Source organism: Streptomyces novaecaesareae, assembly GCF_000716875.1.
Lineage (GTDB): Bacteria > Actinomycetota > Actinomycetes > Streptomycetales > Streptomycetaceae > Kitasatospora > Kitasatospora novaecaesareae.
Window position 1 is genome coordinate 86566 of the sequence record NZ_JNWQ01000007.1, and the last position, 15971, is coordinate 102536.

The window sequence follows — 15971 nt, forward strand, 5'->3', positions numbered from 1 at the left end:
CCCACCGGGAGCCGGTGGGGCCGCACATCCAGGCCGTGGGGGCCTCGATCAGGCCATGGTGTCCAGGATCTCCTTGACCATCTCCATGGTCGTGCCCGGGTGCAGGAAGGCGAAGCGGGCGACCGTCTCGCCGTCCCAGCCGGTGGGGGTGACGAAGCCGATCTGGTCCGCGAGCAGCTGCTGCGACCAGCGGTAGTAGTCGTCGTTGGTCCAGCCCTTGCGCTTGAAGCAGACCGCCGAGAGCTGCGGGTCGAACAGCAGCTCCAGGTAGTCGGTCTCGCGGATCAGCTGCGCGGTGTCCCGGGCGAGCGTGAGGCCGGCCTCGATGGCGTCGGTGTAGGCCTGGACGCCGTGCACGGCCAGCGAGAACCAGAGCGGCAGGCCGCGGGCGCGCCGGGTCAGGTGGTAGGCGTAGTCGGTGGGGTTCCACTCGTCGCCGTCGGTGTGCAGGACGTCCAGGTAGGAGGCGTCCTGGGTGTGCACGGCGCGGGCGAGCTGCGGGTTGCGGTAGATCAGCGCGGCGCAGTCGAAGGGGGCGAACAGCCACTTGTGCGGGTCGACGACGAAGGAGTCGGCGTGCTCGATGCCGTTGTAGCGCTCGCGCACCGAGGGGGCGAACAGGCCCGCGCCGCCGTAGGCGCCGTCCACGTGGAACCACAGGTCCCGCTCGCGGGCGACCTCGGCCAGGCCGGCGAGGTCGTCGACGATGCCCTCGTTGGTGGTGCCGCCGGTGCCGACGACGGCGATCACCGTCTCAGGGTTCGGGTCGGCGGCCAGCGCGGCGCGCAGCGCCTCGCCGGTGAACCGCCGGTCGACGGTCGGGACCTTGAAGGCCTCGACGCCGATGATGTTGAAGGTGTTCTTGACCGAGGAGTGGACCTGGTCGGCGACGGCTATCCGCAGCCGCGCCTCCGGGCCGACGCCGAGGCGGCGGCGGGCGGTGTCGCGGGCGACCACCAGGGCGGAGAGGTTGCCCGCCGAGCCGCCGGAGACGAAGCAGCCGCCGGCCGTCTGCGGGAGGCCGGCGCGGTCGGCGATCAGGCGCAGCACCTGGTTCTCGGCGGCGATCGCGCCGGCCGCCTCCAGCCAGGAGATGCCCTGCAGCGAGGCGCAGGAGACGACCATGTCGAACAGCAGCGCGGCCTTGGTCGGGGCGCACGGGATGAAGGACAGGTAGCGCGGGCTGTCGGCGGAGATGACCGCGCGGGACAGCTCGTGGTCGTAGAGCTTGAGGACGTCGACGGGGTTGTTGCCGTCCTGGTTCAGCAGGCCGGACAGCTGGGCGCGCAGGTGCTCGCCGTCACCGGGGTGGTCGAGCGGGACGGGGTCGTACTGCAGCCGCTCCCGCATGTAGTCGAAAACCAGGTCGACGAGTTCGTTGTCGGGCCGGTGCATGCGGTCGGGGGCTGCGGACACGGCTGGTCCCTCTCGGCTGTGGGGTGTCGGGGTGAGGATCCGGCCCGGTCGGCGGGGAGGCTTCACCGCGACGACCGGACGTGATCAGCGTAGGCAGCCGGAGTGCTTCGCCGCGCGTCGGAACGCGGCTGGTCAGGCAGGTTTCGAGCGTCTTCGGGCGGGTGCGCGCAGGATTCCTGCGTACCAGCCCGGGGTCAGCCGATGAGCTGGGAGAGCACCACCGAGGAGCGGCTGCGCTGGACCCCGGGCTCGCGCCGGATGCGCTCGATGACGGCCTCCAGATGGCGCATGTCGGCGGCTCTCAGGTGGACCAGGGCGTCCGGGTCGCCGGTGACCGTCCAGGCGGCGACGACCTCGGGGAACTGCCGCAGGCTGGCGAGGATCTCCTCGGGGGCGGTGCGCTCGCGGCAGTAGACCTCGACGAAGGCCTCGGTCTGCCAGCCGAGGACGGCCGGGTCGAGCACCACGGTGAAGCCCCGCACCACGCCGCGCGCCCGCAGCCGGTCGATCCGCCGGCGCACGGCGGTGGCGGAGAGGTTCACCTGCAGGCCGATCTCGGCGTACGAGGCGCGGCCGTCGCGGCCGAGGCGGGCGAGCAGCAGCCGGTCGGTCTCGTCCAGGTCGGCCCCGACCACCTCGTGCGCTCGGCTGCTGCTCATCGGTGCGGGGCTCCACGGGTCGTGCGGGGTTCGGCGGGGCGTCCCGGTGGTGGCGGCCACTGCCGACCACTGCCGAAACGGTTCGCCACCATTCTGTCGGATGACCTGAACGAGTTCACCGCCGACGGATGACGGGCGGGCGGCCGTCAGGGGACGCTAACCGACGAGCAGGACGATCTTGCCGCGGGTGCGGCCCTCCGCGCTGAGCGCCTGGGCGGAGGCGGCCTGGGCCAGCGGGAAGGTGGAGGCGACGGTGACGGTCAGCCGGCCGTCGTCGGCGAGCGCGGCCAGTTCGGCGAGGCCGTCGGCGTCCGGGCGGACCCACACGTACCGGCCGCCGAGGGCCCTGACCCCGAAGTCCGCGACCGAGGCGATCCGGCCGGGGTCGGCCACCAGGCCGGCCGAGACCTGGACGGCGCCGCGGCCGACCAGGTCGAGGGCCGCGTCCACCCCGTCGGGGGCGAGGGCGCGGACCCGGTCGGCCAGGCCCTCGCCGTAGGCGACCGGCTCGGCGCCCAGGCCCCGCAGGTAGTCGTGGTTGCGCTCGGCCGCGGTGCCGATCACCCGGGCGCCGCGGGCCCGGGCCAGCTGCACGGCCAGGTGGCCGACCCCGCCCGCCGCGGCGTGCACCAGGACGGTCTCCCCCTCGGCGAGCCGCAGCGCCTTCAGGCCCTGGAGCGCGGTGAGCCCGGCCAGCGGCAGGCCGCCCGCCTGCGCCCAGTCCAGTGCGGCCGGCTTGCGGGCGAGGGTGCGGACCGGGGCGGAGACCAGTTCGGCGTAGGTGCCGTGCTCGACGGCGTCCTTGCGGACGTAGCCGTACACCTCGTCGCCCGGGGCGAACTCGGTGACCCCGCCGCCGACCGCGCGGACCACCCCGGCCGCGTCCCAGCCCATGACCAGGGGGAAGTGGGCGTCGAGCACGCCGTCCAGGGCGCCGTCCCGGACCTTCCAGTCCACCGGGTTCACCCCGGCCGCCCGGACCTCCACCAGGACCGAGTCCGGGCCGACCTTGGGGTCGGGCAGATCGGTGTACTCGACCACCTCGGGGCCGCCGTAGCGGTTGATCGCGATTGCTTTCATGCCCCAGCCATACCCGGGGGCTTCGAAATATCGATTCGGATACGCCCGGAAGCATCCGATTCGGCGAGCGGTTCTCGTCACATCGACAGGATGGCCATCGTCACTCTGACGCGAACCGGTTATCATAGATAGCGTCAGTTAGACGAAAAGGCTTCACCGCTTGATCGGCCACACAGAAGGGCACCCGCCCGTGACCACCACCATCACCGAGACCTACGGCGTCGACCCCACTCCGACGCCGCTCGCTCTGCTGCTGCTCGGCCGCGAGGCCGACCCGAACAGCGAGCGCGGCGTCGAGTGCCCCGGTGACCTCCCCCCGGCCTCCGACCCGAACCTCGTCGAGCGCGCCCGGGCGGCCAAGGCCGCGCTCGGCGACCGCGTCTTCATCCTCGGCCACCACTACCAGCGCGACGAGGTGATCGAGTTCGCCGACGTCACCGGCGACTCCTTCAAGCTCGCGCGCGACGCGGCCGCCCGCCCCGAGGCCGAGTACATCGTCTTCTGCGGCGTGCACTTCATGGCCGAGTCCGCGGACATCCTCACCGGCGACGCCCAGCAGGTCGTCCTGCCGGACCTCGCGGCCGGCTGTTCGATGGCCGACATGGCCACCGCCGAGCAGGTCGCCGAGTGCTGGGACGTGCTGACCGACGCCGGCATAGCCGACGTGACCGTCCCGGTCTCGTACATGAACTCCTCCGCCGACATCAAGGCCTTCACCGGCCGCCACGGCGGCACCATCTGCACCTCGTCCAACGCCAAGCGCGCGCTGGAGTGGGCGTTCGAGCAGGGCCAGAAGGTGCTGTTCCTGCCCGACCAGCACCTCGGCCGCAACACCGCGGTGCGCGAGATGGGCTTCTCGCTGGACGACTGCGTCGTCTACAACCCGCACCGGCCGAACGGCGGCCTGACCGCCGAGCAGCTGCGGAACGCGAAGATGATCCTCTGGCGCGGCCACTGCTCGGTGCACGGCCGGTTCAGCCTGGACTCGGTGAACGACGTCCGCGAGCGGATCCCCGGCGTGACCGTCCTGGTGCACCCCGAGTGCAAGCACGAGGTCGTCGCGGCCGCCGACATGGTGGGCTCGACCGAGTACATCATCAAGGCGCTGGACGCCGCCGAGCCCGGCTCCAAGTGGGCCATCGGCACCGAGCTGAACCTCGTCCGCCGCCTGGCCAAGGCGCACCCGGACAAGGAGATCGTCTTCCTGGACCGCGCGGTCTGCTTCTGCTCGACCATGAACCGGATCGACCTGCCGCACCTGGTCTGGGCGCTGGAGTCGCTGGTCGAGGGCCGGGTGCCGAACGTGATCACCGTCGACCCGGAGACCGAGAAGTACGCCAAGGCGGCACTGGACCGGATGCTGGCCCTGCCGTAGCCGGATCCCAGCACGAAAGGGCGGGCCCCCTCCCACCGGAGGGGGCCCGCCCTTTCGTCTGGCAGCGGCCGCAGCGTTACTCGGGGAAGCCCGGGATGACGCCTTCGCCGTCGGCCATCAGCAGCTCGCGGACCTCGTCGATCGTCGCGTCGGCGTTCGGCAGGATCAGCTCGGACGGCTCCAGCGAATCCAGCGGCACCGGGGTGCCGAACTGCTTCACCGCGTCCAGCAGCTTGCCGTAGGCCTGGCGGAAGAGCTCCTCGTCCCCCGAGTCCACTGCGGTGACGAGCTCCGCGTCGAGCTCGTTGAGCAGGTTCAGGTGGTCCTCGCCCACCTCGAACTGCCCTTCACCCATGACCCTCATGATCATGCCGTGCGTCTCCCTGGTTCGTGGGGTCGAGCTCAGATCACTTGTTGTAGTTGATGCGCGGGGTGTCCTGCTGCTGCGGCGGCTTGGCGTCCTGCGGCTTGCCCTGCTCGATCGCGGCCGGGCCGGACGCGGGACCGCCGGACAGCTCGGCCTTCATCCGGGCCAGCTCCAGCTCGACGTCGGACCCGCCGGCCACGCGCTCCAGCTCGGCCTCGATGTCGTCCTTGCGGCCGAGACCGCTCGCGTCGTCGAGCGCGCCGGAGGCGAGCAGCTCGTCGATGGCACCGGCCCGGGCCTGCATCTGGGCCGTCTTGTCCTCGGCCCGCTGGATGGCCAGGCCGACGTCGCCCATCTCCTCCGAGATGCCCGAGAAGGACTCGGCGATGCGGGTCTGCGCCTGCGCGGCGGTGTACGTCGCCTTGATGGTCTCCTTCTTGGTGCGGAAGGCGTCCACCTTGGCCTGGAGCCGCTGGGAGGCGAGGGTGAGCTTCTCCTCCTCGGCCTGCAGCTGCTGGTACTGCGTCTCCAGATCGGTGATCTGGGACTGCATGTTGGCCTTGCGGGTCAGCGCCTCGCGCGCGAGGTCCTCACGGCCGAGGGACAGCGCCTTGCGGCCCTGGTCCTCGTACTTGGCCGACTGCTGCTGGAGCTGGGTCAGCTGGAGTTCGAGGCGCTTGCGCGAGGTCGCGACGTCCGCGACACCACGCCGTACCTTCTGCAGCAGTTCGAGCTGCTTCTGGTAGGAGTAGTCGAGCGTCTCACGGGGATCCTCCGCCCGATCCAAGGCCTTGTTCGCCTTGGAGCGGAAGATCAACCCCATACGCTTCATGATTCCGTCGCTCATGGGCCTCGGGTGCCCCCTTCTCCGGCCTGCGGTCTCTATCTCGTTACCAGACACGACGAGTGTATGTGCAGCGAGCCCATCGCCGCAGTGCACCTGCCTGCAACAAGACTGCTACAGCGACCAGTGGCGTTTCCTCATCCCCCGGGTGGATCCGCCCCTCATCCCCTCCATCGTCCATCCGACTGATCCCCTACGGGAAGTCCCCGGGAATGCCGGGTCCGGACGGCCGGCTCGCGGTATCGATATGCGTTCGGTTCCGAGGGCACCCGTGGAAGCCGCTCCGCACCCCGTACGCTGGTGGTGTGTTCCGACGCCGTTCAGATGATGCCGCCGCCTCCGCCACCGTGCTGGAGAAGCAGGACGAGACGCCCCAAGGCCGCCACCCGGAGGCCAAGAAGGGCCGCCCCACCCCCAAGCGCAGCGAGGCCGAGGCCGGCCGGCGCACCAGGGTGACGGTGCCCAAGGACCGCAAGGAGGCCTCCCGCCAGGCGCGCGACCGGATGCGGGCCGAGCGCGAGAAGCAGCGCCAGGCGCTGATGAGCGGCGACGAGCGCCACCTGCCGGCCCGCGACAAGGACCCGTGGCGCAAGTTCGCCCGCGACTACGTGGACGCCCGCTGGTCGCTCGCCGAGTTCTTCCTGCCGGCCGCCGTGGTCATCCTGGTGCTCAGCATCATCAAGGTGACCCAGATCCAGGTGCTCTCCACGCTGCTGTTCCTGCTGTTCTTCGTCTTCGTGATCCTGGACTTCGTCCGCCTGGGCCTCGGTCTGCGCAAGCAGCTCGCCGAGCGCTTCCCGAACGAGAACACCCGCGGCACGGTCGCCTACGGGATCATGCGCACCCTGCAGATGCGCCGCCTGCGACTGCCCAAGCCGCAGGTGCGGCGCGGGGAGAAGCCCTGACCGCCGAACCGGTCGACTCCGGCTGGGCCCCGCCTTCCTGGGAGGGGCCCGGCCTGTACGCGCTTCCGGGGCAGGGCGACGGCGGCCACGACCGGCTCGCCCAGGAGCGTCGGCTGCCCTCGCGCAGCGGGTCGTTCGCCGGCGGCACCGCCGCCTGGCTGGACCGGCTCGGCGGACTGCGCAACTACGTGCGCCAGGAACTCGTCACCCGCCAGCTCGCCGAACAGCTCACCGGCCGCAGCGCGCAGCGCGTCCTCGACATCGGCTGCGGCCAGGGCACCCAGGCGCTGCGGCTGGCCCGGGCCGGCCACTACGTCACCGGGATCGACTCGGACCCGGTCGCGCTCGGCGTCGCCCAGGGGGCGCTCGCCGAGGAGCCGCCGGAGGTCAGCGGCCGGCTCCAGCTGCTCAGCGGGGACGGCCACCAGTGCGGGCGCTGGTTCGGCCCGCGCAGCTTCGACGTGGTGCTCTGCCACGGCGTCCTGATGTACCTGCCCGACCCGGACCCGATGATCGCCTCGCTGGCCCGGCTGCTGGCGCCCGGCGGGCTGCTCTCGCTGCTGGTCCGCAACCGGGACGCGCTCGCGCTGCGGCCCGCCGCCGCCGGCGACTGGCGGGCCGCCCTGCACGCCTTCGAGAGCGACCGGTACTACAACCGGCTCGGGCTGGCCGCCCGCGCCGACCGGCTCGCCGACCTCTCCGTCACCCTCTCCGAGGTGTCGGTGCCGATCCGGCACTGGTACGGCGTGCGGGTCTTCACCGACAACGCCCCCGACGACGCGGCCCCGCCGGTGGACGGGCGGCAGCTGGCCCAGCTGCTCGAAGCCGAGGACCGGGCCGGCCGCACCGACCCGTACCGGCAGGTCGCCGCGCTGCTGCACGTGATCGGGTCGAAGTAGCCCCACGTGGTCCTGCCGGGGCCTACGCCTCGTGCAGGCTCATCGAGTAGATCACCCGGTCGTCCTCCAGGAGCACCGCCGTGTCGACGCCGTCCTCCGCGAGCTGCTTCCAGCTCTCCCCGATCCAGGTCTCGGCGTCCCCCTGGCCGGCGAACTCCTCCTGGCTGCCGCCGGGCGTCACCGCACTGCCGTCCGCCTTCTCGTACCGCCACGTCCACGCCATGTCCGGCTCCTCCCACCGACGACACTGCCTGTGTTGCTGCGCACCATAGCCTGCCCGGCCCGATCTTCCGTATGCCTGGTCGGGCAGGATGGGCCGCATGGCGACCCACCCCCCGCTCCCCCGGACGCTGCTGCTCGGCGGCGCCCGCTCCGGCAAGTCCACCCGCGCCGAGCAGCTGCTCGCCGGCCACCCGGACGTCCTGTACGTGGCCACCGGCGGCACCCGGGACGGCGACGCCGAGTGGGCGCAGCGGGTCGCCCTGCACCGTGAGCGCCGGCCGGCGAGCTGGCGCACCGCGGAGACCTGCGACCTGGAGGCCGTCCTGGCCGACACCGCCGACCCGGCGCCGGTGCTGGTCGACTGCCTGGCCCTGTGGCTGACCGCGGTGATGGACGAGTGCGGCGCCTGGGACGACGCGGTGTGGGCGGACGGCGGTGAGGTCGCCGTGCAGCGGCGCTGCGAGGCGCTGGCGGCGGCCTGGGCGGCGACCGGGCGGACCGTCGTCGCGGTGAGCAACGAGGTCGGCATGGGGGTCGTCCCGGGGACCGCCGCCGGCCGCCGGTTCCGCGACACCCTGGGCCGGCTCAACATGGCCGTGGCGGACGCCTCCGAGCGCGTCCTGCTCGTCGTGGCCGGTCAGGTGCTGACCGTCAAGCCAGCCGCGGGCTGAACACCTTCGGCGTGTAGCCTTCCCGACGATGGACACGACCGTGGATCTCGATACGTTCTCCTCGCTCGTCGAGCGCCCCGACGAGAGCGCCCGGCGGGCCGCCGAGGAGCGCTGGCAGGCGGCCGGCCGGCCGCGCGGCGGGCTCGGCAAGCTGGAGGAGCTGGGCAGCTGGCTGGCCTCCGTACAGGGGCGCTCGCCGGTGCGGCCGGTCTCCGCGCCCAAGGTGCTGCTGTTCGCCGCCGACCACGGCGTGGCGGCACTCGGGGTGTCCCGGCTGCCCGCCGAGGGCGGCACCGCGGCCCGGGTGCGGGCCGTGCTGGACGGCTCCGCTCCGGTGGCCCGACTGGCCTCGCGCTACGGCGCCGAGGTGCGGATCGTCGACGTCGCGGTGGACACCGACCCGGCGGACTTCCCGGACGAGGTGGTCACCCACCGGATCCGGCGCGGCTCCGGGCGGATCGACATCGAGGACGCGCTCACCCCGGAGGAGACCGCCCGGGCGTTCCGGGCCGGCATGGCCGTCGCCGACGAGGAGGCCGACGCCGGCACCGACCTGGTGCTGCTCGGCGACCTCGGGGTCGGCTCCACCACGGTGGCCGGCGTCCTGGTCGGCGCGCTGTGCGGGACGGACGCGGCGGCGGTCACCGGGCGCGGCTCCGGGATCGACGACCGGGTGTGGATGGTCAAGTGCGCCACCATCCGGGACTCGCTGCGGCGGGCCCGGCCGGTGCTCGGCGACCAGCTGGCGCTGCTCGGCGCCACCGGCGGGGCCGACTTCGCGGCGATCACCGGCTTCCTGCTGCAGGCGGCCGTGCGACGGCTGCCGGTGGTGCTGGACGGAGTGGTCTCGGCGGCCTGCGCGCTGGTCGCCCAGCGGATCGCCTTCCGGGCGCCGGAGTGGTGGCGGGCCGGGCAGTCCAGTGGCGAGCCCGCGCAGGCGAAGGCGTACGACCGGCTGACCCTGACCCCGCTGCAGGACCAGGGGATCATCCTGGGCGAGGGCGTCGGCGCGCTGCTGGCGCTGCCGCTGCTGCAGGCGGCGGGAGACGCGCTCGCCGACGAGGCGCCGAAGCCGTACGTGCCGGCCGCACCGAAGGAGCAGCCGAAGCTGCCCTCGGCGGCGGACCTGCTCAGGAGGCTGTAGCACCAGGGGCTTCGACAACATGACCCCCAGCTCCCCGTCAGGGGCGCTGGGGGTCTGTTCTGTGCAGGGCTTCGTACAGGGCTTCGTACGGGGCAGTGAGGAGTGAGGGCGATGACGGACCGCCGGGATCGGGCCACCTGGGGGGACGGGCTGCGGTTCGCGTTCGGGACCCTGTCGGTGCTGCGGGTGCGGGTGGAGCGGTGGGACCGGGCTGCGGGGGCGCGGGCGATGGTGGCGGCTCCGGTGGTGGGGCTGGCACTGGGGGCCCTGGCGGCCGGGGCGGGGGCGCTGGTGGCCTGGCGGGCGGGCGGGCCGCTCGGCGCGGTGACGGCGGTGGGGGTGCTCGCCGGGCTGACCCGCGGGCTGCACCTGGACGGCCTGGCGGACGTCGCGGACGGGCTGGGCAGCGGGAAGCCGGCCGAGGACGCGCTGCGCATCATGAAGCAGTCCGACATCGGCCCGTTCGGCGTGCTCACCCTGGTCCTCGCGCTGCTGGCGCAGATCGCGGCGCTGGCCGGGCAGTTCGGGCACTCGCCGCTGCGCGGCGCGCTCGCGGTGCTGGCCTCGGCGGCGGCCGCCCGGTGCGCGCTCGCCTGGGGCTGCCTGCGGTCGGTGCCGGCCGCCCGACCGGGCGGGTTGGGCGCGATGGTGGCGAGCACGGTGACACCCGCCGGGGCGATCGCCGGGACGGCCGGCACGGCACTGGCCCTGGCCGCGCTCGGACTGTTCGACGGATGGTCAGCCCTCCGCCTCCCGCTGGCCCTTGTGCTCGGGGCGGGCTGCGCCCGGCTGCTGCTCGGACGGTGCGTGCGACGGTTCGGCGGAATCACCGGGGACGTGCTCGGGGCGATGGCCGAGACCGCCGCGACCGGCACGTTGTTCGCCCTGGCGTTGCTCGGCTGACACCGGGCGGCGCGTGATCCCACCATGCGGACTACCATGCGTGGAGCACCGCAGCCCTGCACCGTGGCAGGTCCTGCCGCCCGGCGCGTACCGAGGAGCCGGGACCTCTGGTGTGCGTGCCCGTCCGGCGGGTGCGCGTAGCCAGGGGGCCCGGACCCGGAGGCCCGCCGGCGGACGGCCTGCGACGGCGGGCTGCGCCGGCGCGGCAGCCTCGCCGCGACCGGCCGTGGACCGCGAAAGAACAGGACGCATTACGTGACTGCATTGTCTGTGAGCACCTCCTCCGCCGCCTCGCTGCGCGCGGACGCCCTGGTGGTCGGTGTCGCGAAGGGCCCGAAGGGCATTGTGCTGGCCCCCGGCACCGAGGCCGTGAACGAGGCGTTCGAGGGCAAGCTGGCCGAGGTCCTCAGCACCCTGGGCGCGACCGGCGCCGAGGGCGAGGCCGTGAAGGTCCCCTCCCCCGCCGGCCTGAAGGCCGCGCTCGTGCTCGCGGTCGGCCTCGGCGAGGCCGAGGAGGGCTACGCGCTGGAGGCTCTGCGCTGCGCCGCCGGTGTCGCCGCCCGTACCCTGGCCGGCACCAAGAAGGTCGCGCTGGCCCTGCCGGTCGAGTCCGCGGAGGAGGTCGAGGCGGTCGCGCTGGGCGGCCTGCTCGGCTCGTACGCCTTCGGCACGTACAAGGCCAACGGCAACGGCAAGGAGCCGGTCGGCGAGCTGGTCGTGCTGGCCGCCCGCAAGGGCAGCAAGGACGCCAAGGCCGCCGTGGAGCGGGCCGCCGCGATCGGCGAGGAGATGAACCGCGCCCGCGACCTGGTCAACACCGCGCCGAACGACCTGAACCCGAAGAGCTTCGCCGCGATCGCCCAGGCGGCCGGCAAGGAGCACGGCCTCAAGGTCGAGGTGCTGGACGAGAAGGCGCTGACCAAGGGCGGCTTCGGCGGCCTGCTGGGCGTCGGCACCGGCTCGGTGAACCCGCCCCGCCTGGTGAAGGTGGCCTACACCCACCCGAAGGCCAAGGCCACCCTGGCGTTCGTCGGCAAGGGCATCACCTACGACTCGGGCGGCATCTCGCTGAAGCCGGCCGGCCACAACGAGACCATGAAGTGCGACATGGCCGGCGCCGCCGCCGTGTTCGCCGCCGTGGTGGCCGCCAAGCGCCTCGGCCTGGCCGTCAACGTGACCGGCTGGCTGGCGCTGGCCGAGAACATGCCGTCCGGCTCCGCCACCCGCCCGGGCGACGTGCTGCGCATCTACGGCGGCAAGACCGTCGAGGTGCTGAACACCGACGCCGAGGGCCGCCTGGTGCTGGCCGACGCCATCGTGCGGGCCGGCGAGGAGAACCCGGACGTCATCATCGACGTGGCCACCCTGACCGGCGCCATGGTGATGGCCCTGGGCAACCGGATGTTCGGCGTGATGGCCAACAGCGACGAGCTGCGCGACGACCTGCACGCCCTCGCGGGCGAGGTGGGCGAGCAGTCCTGGCCGCTGCCACTGCCGGCCGACCTGCGCAAGGGGATGACCGAGTCGACCATCGCCGACCTGGCCAACATGGGCGATCGGATGGGCGGCGGCCTGGTGGCCGGTCTGTTCCTGAAGGAGTTCGTGGCCGAGGGCATCGACTGGGCGCACCTGGACATCGCCGGCCCGGCGTTCCACGAGGGCGCGCCGTTCGGCTACACCCCGAAGGGCGGCACCGCGAGCGCGGTGCGCACCCTGGTGCGCTTCGCCGAGCGGACGGCCAACGCCAAGGCCTGATCCGAGCGGATCTGAGCCCCGACGGGGGCCCGGCGCGGGTGCGCTGGGCCCCCGTCGGCGTTCCCGCGCGGGTTACCTGCGAGTAAGCCCGGAATCCCCACCGCACCTCTGTTCGCCAAGGGCGAAACTTTGTTCCGCACTGCGGAAGAGGAGTCCCCGAAGCGAGCGGAAGACGCCCGTCCGGCGGCTGTCAACAAGGCCTTGAGCTGCGATGATGCCCTTCCGTCGGGGGTATTCCCGCCCCGGTGACCACTCTGCGGGACACCCCTGGGGCGGACCCGGACATCAGCCACCGCGAACAAGTGCGAAGATGTATTTCCGGCACGACTGGGCGCCCCACAAAGGCTTCCGACCCACCGGACCGCGACCGGCCCGGCGACCCACCCCATGCATGGAGGACGTGACGTGGCGAACGACGCCAGCACCGTTTTCGACGTAGTCATTCTCGGAGGCGGAAGCGGCGGTTACGCCGCGGCGCTCCGCGCCGCTCAGCTGGGCCTGAGTGTTGCCCTGGTCGAGAAGGGTGAGCTGGGCGGCACTTGCCTGCACCGCGGCTGCATCCCGACCAAGGCGCTGCTGCACGCCGCGGAGATCGCGGACGAGACGAAGGAGGCCGCCGAGTTCGGCGTTCTGGCCACCTTCCAGGGCATCGACATCAACGGCGTCCACAAGTACAAGGACGACGTCATCGCCGGCCTGTACAAGGGCCTCCAGGGCCTGGTGGCGTCCCGCAAGGTCACCTTCATCCAGGGCGAGGGCAAGCTCTCCTCGCAGACCTCGGTTGACGTGAACGGCCAGCGCATCGAAGGCCGCCACATCGTCCTGGCCACCGGTTCCGTGCCGCGCTCGATCCCGGGCCTGGAGATCGACGGCAACCGCGTGATCTCCTCGGACCACGCCCTCAAGCTCGACCGCATCCCGAAGTCGGCCGTCATCCTCGGCGGCGGCGTGATCGGCGTCGAGTTCGCCTCGGTCTGGAAGTCCTTCGGCGTCGAGGTCACCATCGTCGAGGCGCTGCCGCACCTCGTCCCGCTGGAGGACGAGAACTCCTCCAAGCTGCTGGAGCGCGCGTTCCGCAAGCGCGGCATCAAGTTCGAGCTGAAGGCCCGCTTCTCGGGCGTCGAGTACACCGAGACCGGTGTCCGCGTCTCCACCGAGAACGGCAAGCAGATCGACGCCGACCTGCTGCTCGTCGCCATCGGCCGCGGCCCGGTCTCGGCCGGCCTCGGCTACGAGGAGAACGGCGTCGCGATGGACCGCGGCTACGTCCTGGTCGACGAGTACATGCGCACCAACGTGCCCACCATCTCCGCCGTCGGCGACCTCGCCCCGACCCTGCAGCTGGCCCACGTCGGCTTCGCCGAGGGCATCCTGGTCGCCGAGCGCCTGGCCGGCCTCAAGCCGGTGCCGATCGACTACGACGGCGTCCCGCGCGTGACCTACTCCAACCCCGAGGTGGCCTCCGTCGGCATCTCCGAGGCCAAGGCCGTCGAGCTGTACGGCAAGGAGAAGGTCGTCACCCTCAAGTACAACCTGGCCGGCAACGGCAAGAGCAAGATCCTGAAGACCGCCGGCGAGATCAAGCTCGTCCAGGTCAAGGACGGCGCCGTGGTCGGCGTCCACATGGTCGGCGCCCGCATGGGCGAGCAGGTCGGCGAAGCCCAGCTGATCTACAACTGGGAGGCCCTGCCGGCCGAGGTCGCGCAGCTCATCCACGCGCACCCGACCCAGTCCGAGGCCCTGGGCGAGGCGCACCTGGCGCTGGCCGGCAAGCCGCTGCACGCGCACGACTGATCGCGCCCCACACCCCCCTTTTCCGGTACTTCCCGTACGCAAGTACTTCCGTACGCAAGACTTGATAGGAGTCGCTGAAACCATGGCGGTCTCAGTAACACTGCCCGCACTGGGCGAGAGCGTTTCCGAGGGCACTGTCACCCGTTGGCTGAAGGCCGAGGGTGAGCGTGTCGAGGTCGACGAGCCGCTGCTCGAGGTCTCGACCGACAAGGTCGACACCGAGATCCCGGCCCCGGCTTCCGGCATCCTCTCCTCGATCAAGGTCGGCGAGGACGAGACCGTCGAGGTCGGCGCCGAGCTGGCGATCATCGACGACGGCTCCGGCGCCCCGGCTGCCGCTCCGGCCCCGGTCGCCGAGGCCGCGCCCGTCGCCGCCCCGGTCGCCGCCGCTCCGGCTCCGGTGGCCGAGGCCCCGGTCGCCGCTCCGGCCGCTCCGGCCGCTCCGGCTGCTCCGGCTGCTCCGGCCGGCGACGCCACCCCGGTGCTGCTGCCCGCCCTGGGCGAGTCCGTCACCGAGGGCACCGTCACCCGCTGGCTGAAGGCCGAGGGTGAGACGGTCGAGGTCGACGAGCCGCTGCTGGAGGTCTCCACCGACAAGGTCGACACCGAGATCCCGTCGCCGGTCGCCGGCACCCTGGTGAAGATCCTGGTCGGCGAGGACGAGACCGCCGAGGTCGGCGCCCAGCTCGCGCTGATCGGTGCCGCGGGCGCGGTCGCCGCGGCTCCGGCTCCGGTCGCCGCTCCGGCCCCGGTTGCCGCCCCCGCTCCGGTTGCCCCGGCTGCCCCGGTCGCCGCTCCGGCTCCGGTTGCCCCGGCTGCCCCGGTCGCCGCTCCGGCTCCGGTTGCCCCGGCTGCCCCGGTCGCCGCCCCCGCTCCGGTCGCCCCGGCTGCCCCGGTCGCCGCCCCCGCTCCGGTCGCCCCGGCTGCTCCGGTCGCCCAGGCTGCCGACAGCGGTGACGCCTACGTCACCCCGCTGGTGCGCAAGCTCGCCGCCGAGCACGGCGTCGCGCTGTCCTCCGTCGCCGGCACCGGCGTCGGCGGCCGCATCCGCAAGCAGGACGTCATCGCCGCCGCGGAGGCCGCCAAGGCCGCTCCGGCCCCGGTCGCCGCTGCCGCCCCGGCCGCCGCGCCGAAGGCCGTCGCCGCGCCGTCCGCCCTGCGCGGCCAGACGGTCAAGATGACCCGCATGCGCAAGGTCATCGGCGACAACATGCTGAAGGCCCTGCACGAGCAGGCCCAGCTGACCAGCGTGGTCGAGGTGGACGTCACCAAGATCATGTCGCTGCGCGGCAAGGCCAAGGACTCCTTCCTGGCCCGCGAGGGCGTGAAGCTGTCCCCGATGCCGTTCTTCGTCAAGGCCGCCGCCCAGGCGCTGAAGGCCCACGCGGTCATCAACGCCCGGATCAACGAGGCCGAGGGCACCATCACCTACTTCGACACCGAGAACATCGGTATCGCGGTGGACTCCGAGAAGGGTCTGATGACCCCGGTCATCAAGGGTGCGGGCGACCTCAACATCGCCGGCATCTCGAAGAAGACCGCCGAGCTGGCCAGCAAGGTCCGCGACAGCAAGATCACCCCGGACGAGCTGTCCGGCGCCACCTTCACCATCAGCAACACCGGTTCGCGCGGTGCGCTGTTCGACACCGTGATCGTGCCGCCGAACCAGGTCGCCATCCTGGGCATCGGCGCCACCGTCAAGCGCCCGGTGGTCATCGAGGCCGACGGCGGCACCGCCATCGGCATCCGTGACATGACCTACCTGTCGCTCTCCTACGACCACCGCCTGGTGGACGGCGCCGACGCCGCCCGCTACCTGGTCGCGGTCAAGGAGATCCTGGAGGCCGGCGAGTTCGAGGTCGAGCTCGGCCTCTGACCCCTCCACGGTCCCCGCGGAACCCCGCGTCGTCCCCGGACGGCGTGGGGTTCCGCTGTTC

General features: G+C 72.6%; 14 protein-coding genes and 1 pseudogene. 9 read left to right on the plus strand and 6 right to left on the minus strand.

Annotation, left to right across the window (positions count from 1 at the left end):
- Positions 1 to 48 precede the first annotated feature (48 nt).
- The 3 genes from OP86_RS04495 to OP86_RS04505 form a co-directional block, all read right to left on the minus strand.
- A complete protein-coding gene (locus tag OP86_RS04495; protein WP_106973326.1) occupies positions 49 to 1416 on the minus strand; it encodes a pyridoxal phosphate-dependent decarboxylase family protein in 1368 nt (455 codons plus the stop codon).
- Positions 1417 to 1610: 194 nt separating this feature from the next.
- Positions 1611 to 2075, minus strand: coding sequence for an Lrp/AsnC family transcriptional regulator (locus OP86_RS04500; RefSeq protein ID WP_051829676.1), 465 nt, complete (start codon positions 2073 to 2075; stop codon positions 1611 to 1613).
- Between the two features lie 156 nt (positions 2076 to 2231).
- Positions 2232 to 3155 (minus strand): NADP-dependent oxidoreductase, encoded by a 924-nt coding sequence (locus OP86_RS04505; protein WP_030257301.1) that lies wholly within the window; start codon positions 3153 to 3155, stop codon positions 2232 to 2234.
- A gap of 190 nt (positions 3156 to 3345) precedes the next feature.
- Between OP86_RS04505 and nadA the strand changes: the two genes are divergently transcribed.
- Positions 3346 to 4530, plus strand: coding sequence for a quinolinate synthase NadA (gene nadA / locus OP86_RS04510; protein WP_030061073.1), 1185 nt, complete (start codon positions 3346 to 3348; stop codon positions 4528 to 4530).
- 76 nt (positions 4531 to 4606) lie between these two features.
- On the opposite strand, the gene pspAA is transcribed toward nadA, so the two are convergent.
- Both pspAA and OP86_RS04520 read right to left on the minus strand, forming a co-directional pair.
- On the minus strand, positions 4607 to 4900 hold the full coding sequence (gene pspAA, locus OP86_RS04515; RefSeq protein ID WP_030061074.1) for a PspA-associated protein PspAA: 294 nt from the start codon (positions 4898 to 4900) through the stop codon (positions 4607 to 4609).
- Between the two features lie 37 nt (positions 4901 to 4937).
- Positions 4938 to 5744, minus strand: coding sequence for a PspA/IM30 family protein (locus OP86_RS04520; RefSeq protein WP_078588669.1), 807 nt, complete (start codon positions 5742 to 5744; stop codon positions 4938 to 4940).
- A gap of 302 nt (positions 5745 to 6046) precedes the next feature.
- On the opposite strand from OP86_RS04520, the gene OP86_RS04525 reads away from it, so the two are divergent.
- Together OP86_RS04525 and OP86_RS04530 are read left to right on the plus strand one after the other, a co-directional pair.
- Positions 6047 to 6646, plus strand: a complete 600-nt coding sequence (locus OP86_RS04525) for a DUF3043 domain-containing protein (RefSeq protein WP_234434923.1) — start codon at positions 6047 to 6049, stop codon at positions 6644 to 6646.
- A 188-nt stretch (positions 6647 to 6834) separates the two neighbouring features.
- Positions 6835 to 7545, plus strand: coding sequence for a class I SAM-dependent methyltransferase (locus tag OP86_RS04530; RefSeq protein WP_030257307.1), 711 nt, complete (start codon positions 6835 to 6837; stop codon positions 7543 to 7545).
- A gap of 22 nt (positions 7546 to 7567) precedes the next feature.
- Here the strand turns inward: OP86_RS04530 and OP86_RS04535 are convergent, their stop codons facing one another.
- Entirely contained in the window at positions 7568 to 7768 is a 201-nt protein-coding gene (locus tag OP86_RS04535; RefSeq protein ID WP_030061078.1) for a hypothetical protein, read from the minus strand.
- A 106-nt stretch (positions 7769 to 7874) separates the two neighbouring features.
- Between OP86_RS04535 and cobU the strand changes: the two are divergent.
- The 6 genes and pseudogenes from cobU to sucB form a co-directional block, all read left to right on the plus strand.
- A pseudogene (cobU, locus tag OP86_RS04540) lies at positions 7875 to 8438 on the plus strand (bifunctional adenosylcobinamide kinase/adenosylcobinamide-phosphate guanylyltransferase); the annotation flags it as partial.
- Between the two features lie 28 nt (positions 8439 to 8466).
- A complete protein-coding gene (locus OP86_RS04545; protein ID WP_030061080.1) occupies positions 8467 to 9582 on the plus strand; it encodes a nicotinate-nucleotide--dimethylbenzimidazole phosphoribosyltransferase in 1116 nt (371 codons plus the stop codon).
- A gap of 111 nt (positions 9583 to 9693) precedes the next feature.
- The gene (locus OP86_RS04550) at positions 9694 to 10485 is read left to right on the plus strand and encodes an adenosylcobinamide-GDP ribazoletransferase (RefSeq protein ID WP_030061081.1); all 792 of its coding nucleotides are present in this window, start codon (positions 9694 to 9696) and stop codon (positions 10483 to 10485) included.
- Positions 10486 to 10740: 255 nt separating this feature from the next.
- Positions 10741 to 12240: a leucyl aminopeptidase gene (locus OP86_RS04555; protein ID WP_030061082.1), complete on the plus strand. Its 1500-nt coding sequence runs from the start codon at positions 10741 to 10743 to the stop codon at positions 12238 to 12240.
- A 387-nt stretch (positions 12241 to 12627) separates the two neighbouring features.
- On the plus strand, positions 12628 to 14034 hold the full coding sequence (lpdA, locus tag OP86_RS04560; protein ID WP_097238208.1) for a dihydrolipoyl dehydrogenase: 1407 nt from the start codon (positions 12628 to 12630) through the stop codon (positions 14032 to 14034).
- An 82-nt stretch (positions 14035 to 14116) separates the two neighbouring features.
- Positions 14117 to 15910 carry a 2-oxoglutarate dehydrogenase, E2 component, dihydrolipoamide succinyltransferase gene (gene sucB / locus OP86_RS04565; protein ID WP_033330954.1) on the plus strand — a complete coding sequence of 598 codons (1794 nt, stop codon included), beginning with the start codon at positions 14117 to 14119 and terminating at the stop codon, positions 15908 to 15910.
- Positions 15911 to 15971: the final 61 nt, after the last annotated feature.